This is a genomic window from Ciceribacter sp. T2.26MG-112.2 (genome assembly GCF_900492205.1).
GTDB lineage: Bacteria > Pseudomonadota > Alphaproteobacteria > Rhizobiales > Rhizobiaceae > Allorhizobium > Allorhizobium naphthalenivorans_A.
Map to the genome: position 1 here is coordinate 1 of NZ_UEYQ01000002.1, position 14,409 is coordinate 14,409.

A 14,409-nucleotide genomic window follows, 5' to 3' on the forward strand; every position below is an offset into this window, starting at 1 on the left:
GGGCAGGCTGTGGGCGATCATGATGTGATCACGGACTTCAACGGCGAACATGGGGCCTCACTCTCAAGTATTGGTCTCAGTAGTGGATACGATGACAAAGGGTTTCCGGATCGGCGAGTATGGCCGGATAAGCCTTCTCGAGGTCGGCGAACAGGGTCTCGCCGGAAATCAGGGCATCGAGGCGGTCGTCGCGCAGCAGGTCGAGGGCCTTGGCAAGTCGTCTTGCATAGGTCCAACGCGCACGCCGCGACGGCGGTACCGACCCCACCTGGGAACTGACGATGGTCAGCCTTCGCGCATGGAAAGCGCCGCCAAGCGGCAGGCTGACGGGTCTGTCGCCGTGCCAACTCGCCTCGACGACGCGTGCCTCCTGCCCGGCCAGTTCTATTGCGCGGGCCAGCGCCTCGGCTGAACCGGACGCGTTGACAGTCACGTCGAATTCGCCGGTGACCTCGTCGCCCGAGGCAAAGTCGAGACCGAGACTTGCGGCCAGTGCCCCTCTTGCCGGGTTCCGGTCGATGAGCAAGACCTCGGTTCCGGCGATGCGCGACGCGAGATAGGCGACGAGGGCGCCGACGACGCCCGCGCCGAACACCGCGACCCGGTCACCCGGCAGGATGTCCGCGTCCCAGACGATATTCAGTGCCGTCTCCATGTTCGCCGTGAGCACTGCCCGCGCCGGCGGCAATCCGTCGGGCAGGACAGTCACGGCGGCCTCGCCGACGGCGAAGACATCCTGATGCGGGTGAAGGCAGAATACGGTCCTGCCGAGAAGCGATGCATGGCCTGCTTCGATCCGCCCGACGGCCGAATAGCCGTACTTCACCGGAAAGGGGAATTCTCCGCCCATGTGGGGGCCGCGCATGCGCTCGAATTCGCTCGTGGGCACACGGCCGTTGAAGACAAGGTTCTCCGTACCGCGGCTCACGCCGCTGAACAGCATACGCACGAGCACCTGGCCCTCCGCCGGCTGTGGCAGGGCCTCGTCCCTTATCTCGCATGTGCCGGGGCTCGGGAGCCACAACGCGCGGGCGCTTCCGCCTCCCGTCTTGCTGGCTGTCCTGGTGTCCAGGTTCATTCATCTCCTCCTCAGCGACGCAGCGCGGCCAGCATTGTAGAACGGGACCTTTGCGCGGAATGCGGAATTTGCGGCAACGATGCCTCGAATTATCGGATGACGCCACGGAGTTCTCGCCAACCGGTGGGTTCAGATATCACCGCTCATAGCGCGATGCCGCAAGGCGCGATTGCGCCGGCGTGCAGATTCCTTGTCACTTTGTGCGCGGGGCAGGGCAACATGAATGATCCGGCCGGGCCTTCCACGCGTAACTTTGGTACCGGACATTTTGGAGAACTCTGATGACACCGTTTGATGACCAAGGCTTTCAGTTTGCCTCGCCGGCCATGCAAGTGGAACGCGCAGTCGCCGAATTGCGGTTCGGCCGGCCGGTCATCCTCGGGGAAGGCGCGCGCCGGATCGCCGTATTGGCGCTCGATAGCGCGGCCCCGTCCGTCTACGACCAATTCGCCGCCGCCGTCGACGGGAAGCATTCGCTTTTACTGACATCGCACCGCGCCGCAAGGCTGTTGCCGGGCACGCGCGGCGACATTTCGGTCCCGCTGGACGGGGTCGCGTTCGCCGAGGCGTCGCGCCTCGCCTACGGGCTTCAAGCGCCGGCACCGGCCCGCTGGCGCGCGGCCGACCCGTTGATGGGCGCCTCTGCCGAACTGGCTCGACTGGCGCTTCTGCTGCCGGCCATGGTCTGCGCCGACATAAACGGTTTCGAACACCGGTTCGCGGCCTGCTGCACGCTCGACCGATCGCTCCTCGCGACCGCCGCCGCCGGAAGACAGAAATTCGATATCGTGGTCCGCACCCGCGTTCCCCTGCGTGATCTCGGCGATGCCGAGTTCGTCGTCTTTCGTGGCGGAGTGGCGCAGAAGGATCAGGTCGCGATCGTGGTAGGCCAGCCCGATCTCAGCGCCCCGGTGCCGATCCGCATCCATTCCTCCTGCATCACCGGCGATCTCTGCGGTTCGCTCAAATGCGATTGCGGTGACCAGCTGCGCAACGGATTGGCAGCGCTGAAGGAGGCAGGCGGGGGCGTGCTTCTCTATCTCGACCAGGAGGGACGTGGCACCGGCATCGGCGCCAAGATGCGGGCCTACGGCTACCAGCATCTCGGGCTGGATACGATCGATGCCGATGCCGAACTCGGCTATGGCAGCGACCACCGCCGTTACGAGGCGGCGATCGCGATGCTGCGCTTGCTCGGCATCGCCGATGTTGTCATATTTACGAACAACCCGGCCAAGATGGCAGCGCTTGCCGACGGTGGCATCGCGGTGGACAGCCGCGTTGCCATCACGGGCGAGGTGACGGCCGAGAATGCCCGCTATCTGCGGACGAAGAAGGCGCGGGCCGGCCACATGCTGGATATAGAGGCGCTTCTTGCCGCGGAATAGGCGAACATGACGACGAAGGAACGATCAGTCGTACAGGCGGCCGTCGCGGACGGGAGAGCATCTCCGGCGCTAAAGACGAGCGCGCTGATGGTTCTTGGCAGCGTTTTCGCCGTAGCGCTCGTCGGTTATGGGCTGGCGGCCGTCCAACTGTCGCTCGGCCGTGACGCGCTCGTCGCGGCGACGGTCCTGCTCCTGTTGATCTTCGCGCTCGTCGTCAACGGACTGCATCACCACGGCTTCGAGCGCTTTGGGCTGGCCAATGCGGTGACGGCCGTTCGTGCCGCTCTCGTCAGCATGGCCTGCGCTATCGTCGTCTTTCCCGACGCCCTGCAGCAGGCGCAACCCACTCTATGGGCGCTTGTCGCGCTCGTGCTCGTGGCCCTCGCGCTCGACGGCGTCGACGGTCACTTGGCCCGTCGCTTTTCACAGGAGTCCGAGCTTGGTGCCCGGTTCGACATGGAGGTCGACGCGCTGCTGATCCTCTGCCTGTCCGCGGCGGCGTTCCTCCTCGACAAGGCGGGAGCTTGGGTGCTGCTGATCGGGTTGATGCGCTACGGCTTTGTGCTGGCACAATATCCTTTGCCGCGCCTCGCAGGCTCGCTGCCGCCGTCTCTCAGGCGCAAGGTCGTCTGTGTGGTGCAGGTCGCGGTGCTGTGCCTGATCCTCTTACCTGGCATCGCCCCGCCCGTTTCGTCATGGCTCGCCGCCCTGGCCCTGCTGTTGCTGTCCTATTCCTTCGCCATCGATTGCCTTTATCTCCTCGGCAAGGCGGAGGCCGACGAATGAGCGGCAGGAACAGCGTCGACACCGCGATCGGCGTCGCCCGCTCGCTTCTGATCTATTACGGCCAGCCATGGCGCCGATGGCAGCTCAGGCGCTTCTATGGCGGCCTGATCACGCCGGGCGACCTCGTCTTCGACATCGGCGCCCATGTCGGCAGCCGCAGTCGCACGCTGCTTTCACTCGGCGCCGAAGTGGTGGCGGTGGAACCGCAGCCGGTCTTTGCCGACTTGATCGAGATGCATCTGGCGAAACGGTTGAAGGGTTTCGAGCGGGTGGCGGTTGGCGCAGGCGAAGGCGAGGCGGTGCTGCATATTTCAAGCCGCCATCCCACGGTGACGACCATATCCGACCGCTTCATCGAGGGCGCCAGCCATGCCGATGGTTTCAGGAACGTCATCTGGGACAGGGAAATCCGGTTGCCGATGACGACGCTCGACCGGCTGATCGACAAGTACGGACCGCCCGCCTTCTGCAAGATCGATGTCGAAGGAGCGGAAGCGGACATCCTGCGCGGCCTCTCCCGGCCGATCGGGCTCATCGCGTTCGAATACACACCCGCTCTGCCTGAGATCGCCCGCGAAGCCATTGACCGGCTCCGGCATCTCGGCAACTACCGTTTCAACCGGGTGATCGGCGAAAGGCACAGCTTCGTCGAAGCGGAATGGACCGACGCGGATACAGTCCTGAAGGCTCTCGCCATGCTCGCACCGGAAAGCCCGTCCGGCGATGTCTACGCCCGACTGACGCCATGACGCCCGTTCCGGCCCTATTTGCGGAGGCGCAGCCCGCCGAGCAGGGAGCCGGCCAGGACGAGCAGGCCGGGCAGGGCAGTGCCCGCAAGAGAGAACACGCCATACAACAGGCTCGCGGCGAGGCCTTCCGCGCCGGTGAAGCCGAAGAGCGGCCAGAGCGCTGCGGCGGCTGCTTCCCGCGTGCCCCATCCGCCAATGCCGATGGGAACCAGCATGGTGAGAAGGCAGAGCGGAACCACGGTTACGGCGGCGATCGACGGCAGCGTCGCGCCGACCGCGTCGGAGGCCAGCAGGAAGGTCAGGACATAGCTTGCGACGATCAGGGCGCTGAGGCCGGCCTGCACCCCCAGCGCCCCGTCCTTCCAGAACGCGGCGTGAATATCGGGGCCGAACCGGCCAAGCCGAGCCTTGAGGGGGACGGCGAACCATCCGACGGCGGCGCCAAGAGCGACAACGACGGCCATCACGGTCCAGATCGCCGGCGAAAGGGAGATCGGCAGACGGTCGGGCATGAGGATCGGCCAGGCGATCAGGCCGAGGCAGGTGAGCAGGAAAAAGGCGAGTTGGCCGGACAGGCGCTCCAGCACGACGGCGGTCGCGGCCCGTTTCCAGCCGCCCAAATTTTCTTGTCGGCTACGGTAGACGCGGGTTGCATCGCCGGCGATGCCGCCCGGCAGGATCTGGTTGAGAACGCCGCCGAGATAATATTCGCGGACGGCGATCCGAACCGATATAGGATGACCCAGCCGGGCGGCGGTGAAACGCCAGCGCAGCGCCGACAGCACGATCTGCACCTGGACCACCAGAACGGCTGCCAGAATGTGTCCCAGCGGTACCCGGCCGAGCGCTTCGATCACGCTCACCGGATTGACGGCGAAAAGGAGGGCCGCGAGAAGCAGGAGACCGGCGGCGATGGTGAATGCCTTCAGCTTTCGCATCGCGGTCTCGTTTCGGGGCGATCTTTCAAGATTACATTCCACTCTGCAGGAAGGTGAACCGGATGACGTGGCAAGGATCGGACGGTGGGCGCATGCATGTCTCCGGACGGCGGGCCGTGCTTTCGGTCCTCATATTCGCCTTCATCGGGTTTGCAGCCTGCATGATGCCGGACAATCCGGGCGCTTTCCATCCCGCCGCCTTCTTGCGGATACCGCTTGAGGTTCCGCTGCTCGCGCTCGCCTTGCTTCTGTTGCCGCGGCGGATGGCCGCCCTCGTCGCGCTTCTTGCCACGGCCGTCGTGTTTTGTCTTCTGTTTCTGAAGCTCGCGGATGTCGGAGTGCTCTCCGCCTTCCAGCGGCGCTTCAATCCCTATCTCGACCTTAAGATGCTGTTCGACGGCTGGAACCTGCTTTCCGGGGCCGTCGGCAAACTTGGCGCGGCTCTGGCGATTGGCTTGGTGGCGGCAGCCCTGACCGCGCTGATCGGCGCTTTCTGGTGGGCCTGCATCCGGATGACGCGGCTTGGCCGGCAAGCCCGGCGCGCGGCGGTTGTCGGTTTCGCGGTCATCCTCGCCGTTGGCCTCGGTTTGCTGGCGGGCGGTTCCCGGGTGGGGCTGAAGGATGTCGCCGAACTGCGGGTGGCTTCCTATCTCGGTGAACGACTTTCGCTCGTGGCCCGCTCCGTCGCCGAGATCAGGCGATTCGAAAGCGAGCTCGCGGCCGACGCAGGATATGCCGGTGGCGACGGTCTCTTCGCCCGCATCAGGGGACGCGACGTGATCCTCGTCTTCATCGAATCCTACGGGCGCAGCGCCATCGAGGATCCGCGCTATGGTGCTCTGATCAAGCCGCGCCTCGACAGCGTCGATCGGCAGTTGCAGGCGGCGGGTTTCTCTGCTGCCAGCGGCTGGACGCGTTCCCCGACCGTCGGGGGCCTCAGCTGGCTTGCCCACGGCACGCTGCTGTCGGGCCTGTGGGTCGACAGCCAGGCGCGCTATGACCTCTTGATGAAGAGCGAGCGGGCGAGCCTCAACCGGCTGTTTCGCGACGCCGGATGGCGGACGGTGGCGGTCATGCCGGCGATCACCATGGACTGGCCGGAGTCCGCCTACTACGGTTACGACCAGATCCTCGCGTCGAAGGATCTCGGCTATCGTGGCAAGCCGTTCAACTGGGTGACCATGCCGGACCAGTACACGCTTTCTGCCTTCGATCGCCTCGCCCGCCGGCCGGCGCGTGACGCGGGCGAGCCCGTCATGGCCGAGATAGCGCTCATTTCCAGCCATGCGCCGTGGACGCCGGTGCCGAAGCTGATCGATTGGCAGGCTGTCGGCGACGGCACTGTTTTCAACGACCAGGCAGAAAGCGGAGACTCGCCACAGGTGTTATGGGCCGATCACGACCGCGTCCGCCGGCAGTATATCGAGACCATCGACTACACGCTGGAAACCTTGGGTGATTACATCGCCCGCTTCGGCGGGGATGCCGTCTTCATCGTGCTCGGCGATCACCAGCCCGCCGCGCTCGTCACCGGACCGGATGCCTCGCGTGCTGTGCCGTTCCATGTCGTCAGCAGGGATGTCTCGCTCATCGAAGCCTTCCGATCGGATGGCTTGACGATGGGGATGACGCCGGATGGCCAGGGTCCGGAACCGTCGATGGATAGCATGCGAGACCGTTTGATACGCCATTTCAGCGCGCGGTGAGGCCGAGGTCCCGCGCCTTCCGTTAAATCCTGTTACCGCTCCATTTCGAGGGGCGCCGACTATTCGGGGCCGACCATTTCGAGTCTCAGGGCCATCCAGCCCGAAACCGCCCGCCAGGCCGCGCTCATATAGTCGTTCGCCTGGTAAAGAGCGGTGTCCGGGTCAGCCTGCAGGGCCATCATGCGTGTGCTGAAATCATCGAAGTCATCGAGTATGCGAAGGACGTCGGCAACCTTCTCCGGGTGTCGGACCGCCAGTCCATCGATCTCCTGTCGCGCCCGCCTCAGGAAGGCACGCAGGCCGCGACCTTGCTCCCGCCAGAGCCTTCGGGTCAGGAAATCCAGCGCCTGCATGCCGGTCGTGCCCTCGTAGATCGTCATCACGCGGGAATCTCGCAGATATTGTTCGAGCGGCCAGTCCTTCGTGTAGCCGGCGCCACCAAGCACCTGAATGGCAGCATTGGCGACGTCGAAACCGGCGCCTGCACCGAAATTCTTGATGAGCGGCAGCATCCAGCCCGCCAGGTCGCCAAGTTCCCGGCGGAGCTCGTCATCCGCTTCGAGACGGGCTAGATCCATGATGGTGGCTAGCTCCAGCACCGCCGCCCGCAGCACCTCCGTGCGTGACCGGATCTCATGCAGTTGGCGGTGCACGTCCGGATGGTCGGCGATCGGCACGGCGGGCTGTTCGGGCGGGCCCCCCTGGCGGCGATCGGCGGCGTAGCTTTCCGCAATATCGGCCGAAGCCGACGCAATGCCGAGCCCCTGGCAAGCCGTCAGCAGGCGCATCAGCTCGATCATGGCAAAAAGCTCGGGCAGGCCCCGGCCCTGTTCGCCGATCAGAATGCCGCGTGCGCCTTCGAAGCGCAGGGCGCAGGTGGGGGAGCCGTGCAGCCCCATCTTGTCTTCGATCCGGTCGAGCGAGATGCCATTCGGTCGGCCATCGATCAGATTGGGGACGAGAAACAGGCTGAGGCCCCTTGTGCCCGGCAGGTCGCCGGTGCGCGCCAACAGGCAATGGCCGATCCGCTCCGTCATGTCGTGATCGCCAAAGGAGATCCAGATCTTCTGTCCGCTGATGCACCACGCGCCATCGATCAACTCGGCCCGGGTGCGCAACCGCCCGACGTCCGAGCCGGCCTCCGGTTCGGAAATACAGATGGTCGCGGCCCATTCGCCCGAGGCCAGCCGCGGCACCCATTCGGCGGCAACCTCCGCATCCGCCGCCTTGGCCAGCAGGTGAGATGCCGCACGAGCCGATCCGGCCGCCATCATCAGCGCCACGCAGCCCCGCTCGAAGAGCGGCGCGCAGGCGGCGTGAACGGTGAGCGGCAGGCCCTGGCCGCCAAACCCCTCCGGCACATCCATGCCGAGCCAGCCGGCCTGCGCATACTGGCGATAGGCGTCGGCAAACCCGGCCGGCGTCCGGACGCGGCCCTCGGTCACGGTGCAGCCTTGGCGATCGCCCGGCGTGTTCAGCGGCTGAAGCACGCCCTCGGCAAAAGCGGCGGCCTCATCGAGGATGGCTCGCGTGGTCTCGTCGTCGCAATCGGGGTGCAATGCCTGCAGCCGTTTCCAGCCGGGGGTTACCTGAAGCAGTCGCGCGGTCCGTGCCGCCTGTCGTGCGAATGCCGACATGTGCGTCACTTCGGCTGCATGCGGATCGCCCCGTCGAGGCGAATGACTTCGGCGTTAAGATACTGGTTCTCGACGCAGAAGCGGACGGCATCCGCATATTCCGCCGGATCGCCGAGCCGCGAGGGATAGGGAATGGAAGCGGCGAGACTCTGTTGCACTTCGGCCGGCAGAGATTTGAGCAGAGGCGTCGCGAAAATGCCGGGTGCGATGGTGTTGACCCTGATGCCGAAACGGGCGAGTTCGCGCGCCGCCGGCAGGGCCATGGAGACGATCGCGCCCTTGGAAGCCGAATAGGCCACCTGACCGATCTGTCCGTCGGTGGCGGCGACCGAGGCGGTATTGACGATCGCGCCCCGCGCCTTGTCGTCAAGTTCCGGCAGATCCGCCATATGCGCCGCTGCAAGCCGCATCATGTTGAAGGTGCCCATCAGATTGACGCGGATGACCTTTTCGAAATCGCCAAGCGGCATCGGGCCATCGCGGCCGATCACCCGGGCGGCAGGACCGATGCCGGCGCAGTTGACGAGGATTCTGAGGCCATCGCCTGCCTCGCCGGCGCGGCTGATCGCGCGATCGGCATCGGCCTCGCTGGCGACGTCGCCGGCAATCGCCACGCCACCGATCTCCGCTGCGACCCGCGCGGCGGCATCCTCGTTGAGATCCATGACATGAACAATGGCGCCACGGGCGGCGAGCATGCGCGCGGTTGCCTCGCCAAGACCCGATCCGCCGCCCGTTACCAATGCGCTGCTGCCCTCGATCTTCATGCTGCCATCTCCTTTTCGAAACGTATGACGTCTTCGCCGCCGTGATAGAGGGCGGCCACCAGATCGGCTCGGTGCGACAGCATCGCACGCTGATTGATCGAACCCTTGTCGGTCACCTCGCCGCGCTCGAAGCGGGGTGGCTCTTTGAGCAGCATGATCCGCATGACGCGGGTCGCCGAGCCGGATGCCGAGCGTGCGTGCCCGGCGAGCTTTTCGGCGAGTGCCGTACGGACCTCGGGGGATGCCAGGATATCCGCATCGCTCAGGCCGTCGCCGCCGGAAACCACGGCTCTCAGCGCGGGAAGGAACGGCACGACGAGTGCGCCGAGTTCCTCGCGGTCGGCACCGGTGATCACGGCATCGCGGATAAGGCCGCCGAATTGGTCGACCAACTGGGCGCGCAGTTTGCCGACGGCGACCCATGTGCCGGTCTGCAGCTTGAAGTTCTCGGCGATCCGGCCGTCGAAGAAGAAGCCGTGCCTGGGGTCGTGGTCGACGGCGAACTTCACCGCGTCGCCGATCATGTAGAAGCCCTCGTCGTCAAAGGCGGCGGCCGTCAGTTGCGGGCTGCGCCAGTAACCGGGCGTGACATTGGGCCCCTTCAACCGCAGTTCAAACTTGTCCTCGACCGGTACCAGCTTCAGGGTGATCCCCTGCGCCGGAATGCCGATATTGCCCGGTCTTTCCTGCGGCTCGGTGCAATAGAGCGAAAACGGCGCCGTCTCGGTCGAGCCAAGGCCGGTACCGATATGCACCGGCTCGCCGCCTGCCTGTTTGGAGAGTTCCTTGAGGCTATCCCAGGTGTGCTGCGCCATGCCGGCCCCGGCATACATCAGCATCTTCAGGTCGCGGAAGAAGGTATCCCGGAGCACCTCGTCGTCGTGCATGGCATGAACCAGCATCTCGTAGCCGGCCGGCACGTTGAAGTACCAGGTAGGGGAGACCTCGCGCAGATTGGCGATCGTTTCCTTGATCCCCGTCGGCGTCGGCCGCCCTTTGTCGATGTAGAAGGTGCCGCCATGGTAGATGATCATATTGAACACCTTGTTGCCGCTCGCCGTGTGGTTCCACGGCGCCCAGTCGACGACGATCGGCGGATCCTCGCGCAGGAAGGCATAGCAATCGGCGATCATCTCCTGGTTTGAGCACAGCATGCGCTGGGTCTGGATCACGGCCTTGGGCGAACCGGTGGTGCCGGAGGTGAACAGGAACTTCGCCACCGTGTCGGGGCCGACGGCGGCATGGGCCGTATCGACCGCAGGGCCGGGTTCGACATCGAAGAGCTCTGGCAGGCGATGCGATGGCCGGCCCGGTGGCGGATTGCGCAGACAGACCACCGGCACATCGGGCGGGAAGGCCGCAGCGATGGCGGCATGGAAAGGGGCCGCATCCTCGACGAAGACGAGGCCGGGGGTGATCTGGCCGACAATGTCCTTCAGCTTGTCGAATTCGTTCGATGCGGTCGCATAGGCCGGCGAGATCGCCGCCGACGGAATGCCGACGTGCTGTGCGGCCAGCGCGACCAGCGCATGGGCGATCGAGTTGTCCGAAAGGATGATCAGCGGACGTTCCACCGAAAGGCCGAAATCGAGAAAGGCCTGGGCGAGTGCCCGTATACGGGCCATGGCCTCCCCATAGGAAAGCTTGCGCCATGAGCCGTGCTCGTCGCGCTCGGCCATCCATGTCCGGTCGGATGCTGTCTTGGCCCAATGGACGAAACGCTCGGTGATCTTGTCGGGATAGGGCCCGAGCGCATCGCAGCGCCAGATCAGGATGGAGCCATCGGGTCGCTCCTGCCACTCAAGCTTGGGTGACCACAGCTTGATGGCGCGCATGTGCCTTGTCGTCATGACTCTCCTCCCAGAATGCCAGCAACGATATCAATAGCCCCTCCCGGGCGTTGGAATTTTGTTTACAAAGAAACAATCCCCTTGTAAACAATCGACAAGAAAACAAAATCAAAACACATTTGATCCAAGGAGCTGCCGACGATGGGCGTGGATGTTGCATCGCATTTCGTAACCTATGAAACCGTGGGCGAGATCGCGCATATCGGCCTGAACCGGCCGGAAAAGCGCAATGCGATCAGTGACCGTTTCGTCGAAGCCATTGCGGACGCCGTTGCCAGGGCCGAGCGCGAGGCGAAGGCCGTCGTGCTCTACGGACACGGCAATCATTTCTGCGCGGGCCTCGATCTGGCTGAACATGTGAAGAAGACGGCGATCGAAGGCGTGCGCGGCTCTCGCCGCTGGCATGCCGTTTTTTCCGGCATCGAACACGGCACTATCCCGTGGTTCTCGGCCTTGCATGGCGCGGTTGTCGGCGGTGGCCTGGAACTGGCCGCCTCCACCCATATTCGTGTCGCCGACGAGACCGCCTTCTTCGCGCTTCCTGAAGGGCAGCGCGGCATTTTCGTCGGCGGTGGCGGATCGGTGCGAGTGGCACGGCTGTCGGGGGTGGCGCGCATGACCGACATGATGCTGACCGGTCGCGTTGCATCGGCCGCCGAGGCGGAGCGCTGGAACCTCGTGCAATATGTCGTTCCGGCCGGCGAAGCGCGCAAGAAGGCGCATGACCTGGCGGTGGTCGCGGCCTCGAACGCGGCGCTGTCGAACTATGCCGTCATCAATGCCTTGCCGCGCATCCAGGACATGGCCAAGGAGGACGGCCTCTTCGTCGAATCCTTCATCTCCTCCTTCACCGCCACCAGCCCGGAAGCTGAAGAACGGCTGCAGGCCTTCCTCGACAAACGTGCGGCGCGCCTGAAGGCGCCCGGCGCGAATTGAGGAGAGCATCGTGGATCTGTCTCTCCGCAGCGTCGATCAGGTCAAGGTGGGGGCGCTTTCCGGTTCGCTCGGCTTTCTCTTGCGGCTGGCGCAGTTGCGCGCCTTCGAGGATTTCTTCTCCGACCGCGGCCCACGTGGCCTGAAACCCGGCGAGTTCTCGGTGCTCTGGGTCATCGCCCGCAATCCCGGCATCCGCCAGAGCGCGCTCGGCCAGCGGCTGATGATCAAGCGGGCCCACATGACTAAGCTGATCCGCGTGCTGGAGGAGCAGGGTTTCGTTTCGCGGGAGATCCCGGATGCCGACCGGCGCGCGGTCGAGCTGACATTGACGCGGGCAGGCGAGGATGCCGTCGAGACGGCCGCCGCGGCCTTCTTCGGCTACGAGGAAACGACCGGCGCTCCGCTCAGCAAGCGCGAGCAGGCGCAGTTGATCGCGCTTCTGCAAAAATATGTCGGTCTGGAGGAGGAGCAGACATGCCGTTAAACATCGACGATCTGGTCGCGATCGACTTCCACACCCATGCAGAGGAGCCGTGCTGCGGCCCACGCGACGACGGATATGACGAGTTCCAGGCCGGCATGGCCAATTACTTCAAGAATCCGGCCGGGGCACAAGGCATGCTCCCGACGGTTCAGGAGACGGCAACCTACTACCGCGAGCGCAAGATCGCCTGCGTGATCTTCCCCGTCGATGCCGAACGGGAGACCGGTTTTCGCCGCTACGAGAATGAGGAAGTGGCGCGGATCGCCGCGGAAAACACCGACATCATGATCCCCTTTGCCTCGATCGATCCGGCCAAGGGCAGGCTCGGCGCCCGCGAGGCCCGCCGTCTGGTACGCGAATTCGGCGTCAAGGGCTTCAAGTTCCATCCGACCATGCAGGGCTTCTACCCCTATGACCGTAGCGCCTATCCGCTCTATGAGGCCATCGCCGAGGAAGGTGCGATAACCCTGTTTCATACAGGGCAGACCGGCGTCGGCGCCGGTATGCGCGGCGGCATGGGCATGCGGCTGAAATATTCCAATCCCATCCATCTGGACGATGTGGCGGCCGATTTTCCCGACATGCCGATCATTCTCGCCCACCCCTCCTTCCCCTGGCAGGAGGAGGCGCTGTCCGTCGCGACCCACAAGCCCAACGTCTATATCGACATGTCCGGCTGGTCGCCGAAGTATTTTCCGCCGATCCTGATCCGCTACGCCAATACCATGCTGAAGCACAAGATGCTGTTCGGCTCGGATTGGCCGGCGATCACACCGGATCGGTGGCTCAAGGATTTCGAGACAATCGACATCCGTGACGAAGTCCGTCCGCTTATTCTCAAGGAAAACGCGCGGAGACTGCTGAAGCTTTAAAATCTATCGCCCGTAACGTGTTCTGAACTGGGAGGAAATGAACATGAAACGCATGCTGCATATGATCATGGGGCTTGCTGCCCTGGCTGCCACGACCGCCGATGCCCGCGAATTGCGCGTCGCACCCGGCGCACCGCCTGCCCATCCGTCCAACAGCCATCTCTATGGAAAGCTCGTCGAATATCTGCCGGAGGTCTCCGGTGGAAACCTCACCGCCCAGATGCTCGGTCCCGAAGTGGTGGGCCTCGGCCAGATGAAGGATGCGCTCCAGAGCCAGCTCGTCGAAGTCGGCAACCTGCTGCCGCTCTATTTCCCGGCCGACCTGCCGAACATGTCGCTGGCCGGGGAACTGGCACTTTCCGGTCGCGAGCCGCACGCCATGGCGGCGGCGATGACGGAATACATGGTGACCTGCGACACCTGCCAGGCGGAGCTGAAGAAGTTCGGCGTTGTCTATCTGGGCTCGGGCTCCTCGGACGTCTATGCGCTCCTGACCAAGACACCGGTCAAGACTGCGGCCGACATCAAGGGCCTCAGGCTTCGCAGCGGCGGTGCACCCTTCTCGCGCTGGGCCGAGAATTTCGGCGCGGTGCCCGCCAATATCGGGGTCGGCGACACCTTCGAATCCATGTCGCAGGGCGTGATCGACGGCTCGATGGCGTCGATCGGCGATCTCCTGTCGTTCCGGCTTGTCGAACTGGTGAAGAACATCACCTTCATTCCGCTCGGCACCTATCATGCGACCTCGGATTTCACCGTCGCCAACTCCGCCTGGACAGATCTTTCGCCCGACGAACGCAAGCAATTGGCGACCGCCGCCAACAAGGCCAATGTCGTCTTCACCCAGCGCTGGGGCTATGAAATGGCCTCGATCGCCAAGGAGGCCGCGCAAAAGGCCGGCATCCAGTTCCTCGAGCCTGATGCCGAGTTCCTCAAGGCGTCGGAAGCATTCGCCGAGGCCGACAAGGCGACCGCTGCCAAGGTCTCGCAGGAGCGCTTCGGCTTCGACGATGCCCAGGCCCGTGTCGACCGCTTCGTCGGTCTGGTCGAGAAATGGAACGGCATCGTCAAGGAAGCGAACGGCGACACCGACGCGATCACCAAGCGTCTCGACGAAGAAGTCTGGAGCAAGGTCGATTTCGCCACCTACGGCCTTTGAGGCCGGGGCCGGCGGGCAGCCACCCGCCGGCCGCTCTTCTTTCGACAATGCCATTTCAA

General features: G+C 64.5%; 13 protein-coding genes. 8 read left to right on the forward strand and 5 right to left on the reverse strand.

Annotated features, from left to right (window positions below):
• Positions 1-76: 76 nt before the first annotated feature.
• On the reverse strand, positions 77-1,078 hold the full coding sequence (locus tag DYZ14_RS03595) for a zinc-dependent alcohol dehydrogenase (RefSeq protein ID WP_154719420.1): 1,002 nt from the start codon (positions 1,076-1,078) through the stop codon (positions 77-79).
• Positions 1,079-1,359: 281 nt separating this feature from the next.
• Here DYZ14_RS03595 and ribA point away from each other — a divergent pair, with 281 nt between their 5' ends.
• Genes ribA through DYZ14_RS03610 form a run of 3 tightly spaced genes read left to right on the forward strand, consistent with a single transcriptional unit; the run spans position 1,360 to position 4,001 of the window.
• Complete coding sequence (ribA, locus tag DYZ14_RS03600) at positions 1,360-2,466, forward strand: GTP cyclohydrolase II RibA (protein ID WP_154719421.1); 1,107 nt, start codon at positions 1,360-1,362, stop codon at positions 2,464-2,466.
• 6 nt (positions 2,467-2,472) lie between these two features.
• Positions 2,473-3,252: a CDP-alcohol phosphatidyltransferase family protein gene (locus DYZ14_RS03605; protein ID WP_154719422.1), complete on the forward strand. Its 780-nt coding sequence runs from the start codon at positions 2,473-2,475 to the stop codon at positions 3,250-3,252.
• Entirely contained in the window at positions 3,249-4,001 is a 753-nt protein-coding gene (locus DYZ14_RS03610) for an FkbM family methyltransferase (protein ID WP_154719423.1), read from the forward strand. The genes DYZ14_RS03605 and DYZ14_RS03610 overlap by 4 nt, the downstream gene beginning before the upstream one ends.
• A gap of 14 nt (positions 4,002-4,015) precedes the next feature.
• On the opposite strand, the gene DYZ14_RS03615 is transcribed toward DYZ14_RS03610, so the two are convergent.
• Positions 4,016-4,939 (reverse strand): lysylphosphatidylglycerol synthase transmembrane domain-containing protein, encoded by a 924-nt coding sequence (locus tag DYZ14_RS03615; protein WP_154719424.1) that lies wholly within the window; start codon positions 4,937-4,939, stop codon positions 4,016-4,018.
• Positions 4,940-5,001: 62 nt separating this feature from the next.
• Here DYZ14_RS03615 and DYZ14_RS03620 point away from each other — a divergent pair, with 62 nt between their 5' ends.
• Positions 5,002-6,645, forward strand: coding sequence for a sulfatase (locus tag DYZ14_RS03620; RefSeq protein ID WP_232365426.1), 1,644 nt, complete (start codon positions 5,002-5,004; stop codon positions 6,643-6,645).
• Positions 6,646-6,704: 59 nt separating this feature from the next.
• Here the strand turns inward: DYZ14_RS03620 and DYZ14_RS03625 are convergent, their stop codons facing one another.
• From DYZ14_RS03625 to DYZ14_RS03635, 3 genes are read right to left on the reverse strand one after another with little or no spacing between them, the layout of a single operon-like run.
• A complete protein-coding gene (locus DYZ14_RS03625; RefSeq protein ID WP_154719425.1) occupies positions 6,705-8,282 on the reverse strand; it encodes an acyl-CoA dehydrogenase family protein in 1,578 nt (525 codons plus the stop codon).
• A gap of 5 nt (positions 8,283-8,287) precedes the next feature.
• Positions 8,288-9,049, reverse strand: coding sequence for an SDR family NAD(P)-dependent oxidoreductase (locus DYZ14_RS03630; RefSeq protein ID WP_154719426.1), 762 nt, complete (start codon positions 9,047-9,049; stop codon positions 8,288-8,290).
• Complete coding sequence (locus tag DYZ14_RS03635) at positions 9,046-10,899, reverse strand: feruloyl-CoA synthase (RefSeq protein WP_154719427.1); 1,854 nt, start codon at positions 10,897-10,899, stop codon at positions 9,046-9,048. Before DYZ14_RS03635 ends, DYZ14_RS03630 begins: the two co-directional genes overlap by 4 nt.
• Positions 10,900-11,040: 141 nt before the next feature.
• On the opposite strand from DYZ14_RS03635, the gene DYZ14_RS03640 reads away from it, so the two are divergent.
• Genes DYZ14_RS03640 through DYZ14_RS03655 form a run of 4 tightly spaced genes read left to right on the forward strand, consistent with a single transcriptional unit; the run spans position 11,041 to position 14,350 of the window.
• On the forward strand, positions 11,041-11,835 hold the full coding sequence (locus tag DYZ14_RS03640; protein WP_115671259.1) for a crotonase/enoyl-CoA hydratase family protein: 795 nt from the start codon (positions 11,041-11,043) through the stop codon (positions 11,833-11,835).
• Positions 11,836-11,845: 10 nt separating this feature from the next.
• Positions 11,846-12,319 (forward strand): MarR family winged helix-turn-helix transcriptional regulator, encoded by a 474-nt coding sequence (locus DYZ14_RS03645; RefSeq protein ID WP_154719428.1) that lies wholly within the window; start codon positions 11,846-11,848, stop codon positions 12,317-12,319.
• The gene (locus DYZ14_RS03650; protein ID WP_154719429.1) at positions 12,310-13,191 is read left to right on the forward strand and encodes an amidohydrolase family protein; all 882 of its coding nucleotides are present in this window, start codon (positions 12,310-12,312) and stop codon (positions 13,189-13,191) included. Before DYZ14_RS03645 ends, DYZ14_RS03650 begins: the two co-directional genes overlap by 10 nt.
• A gap of 43 nt (positions 13,192-13,234) precedes the next feature.
• Entirely contained in the window at positions 13,235-14,350 is a 1,116-nt protein-coding gene (locus DYZ14_RS03655; protein ID WP_154719430.1) for a C4-dicarboxylate TRAP transporter substrate-binding protein, read from the forward strand.
• Positions 14,351-14,409: the final 59 nt, after the last annotated feature.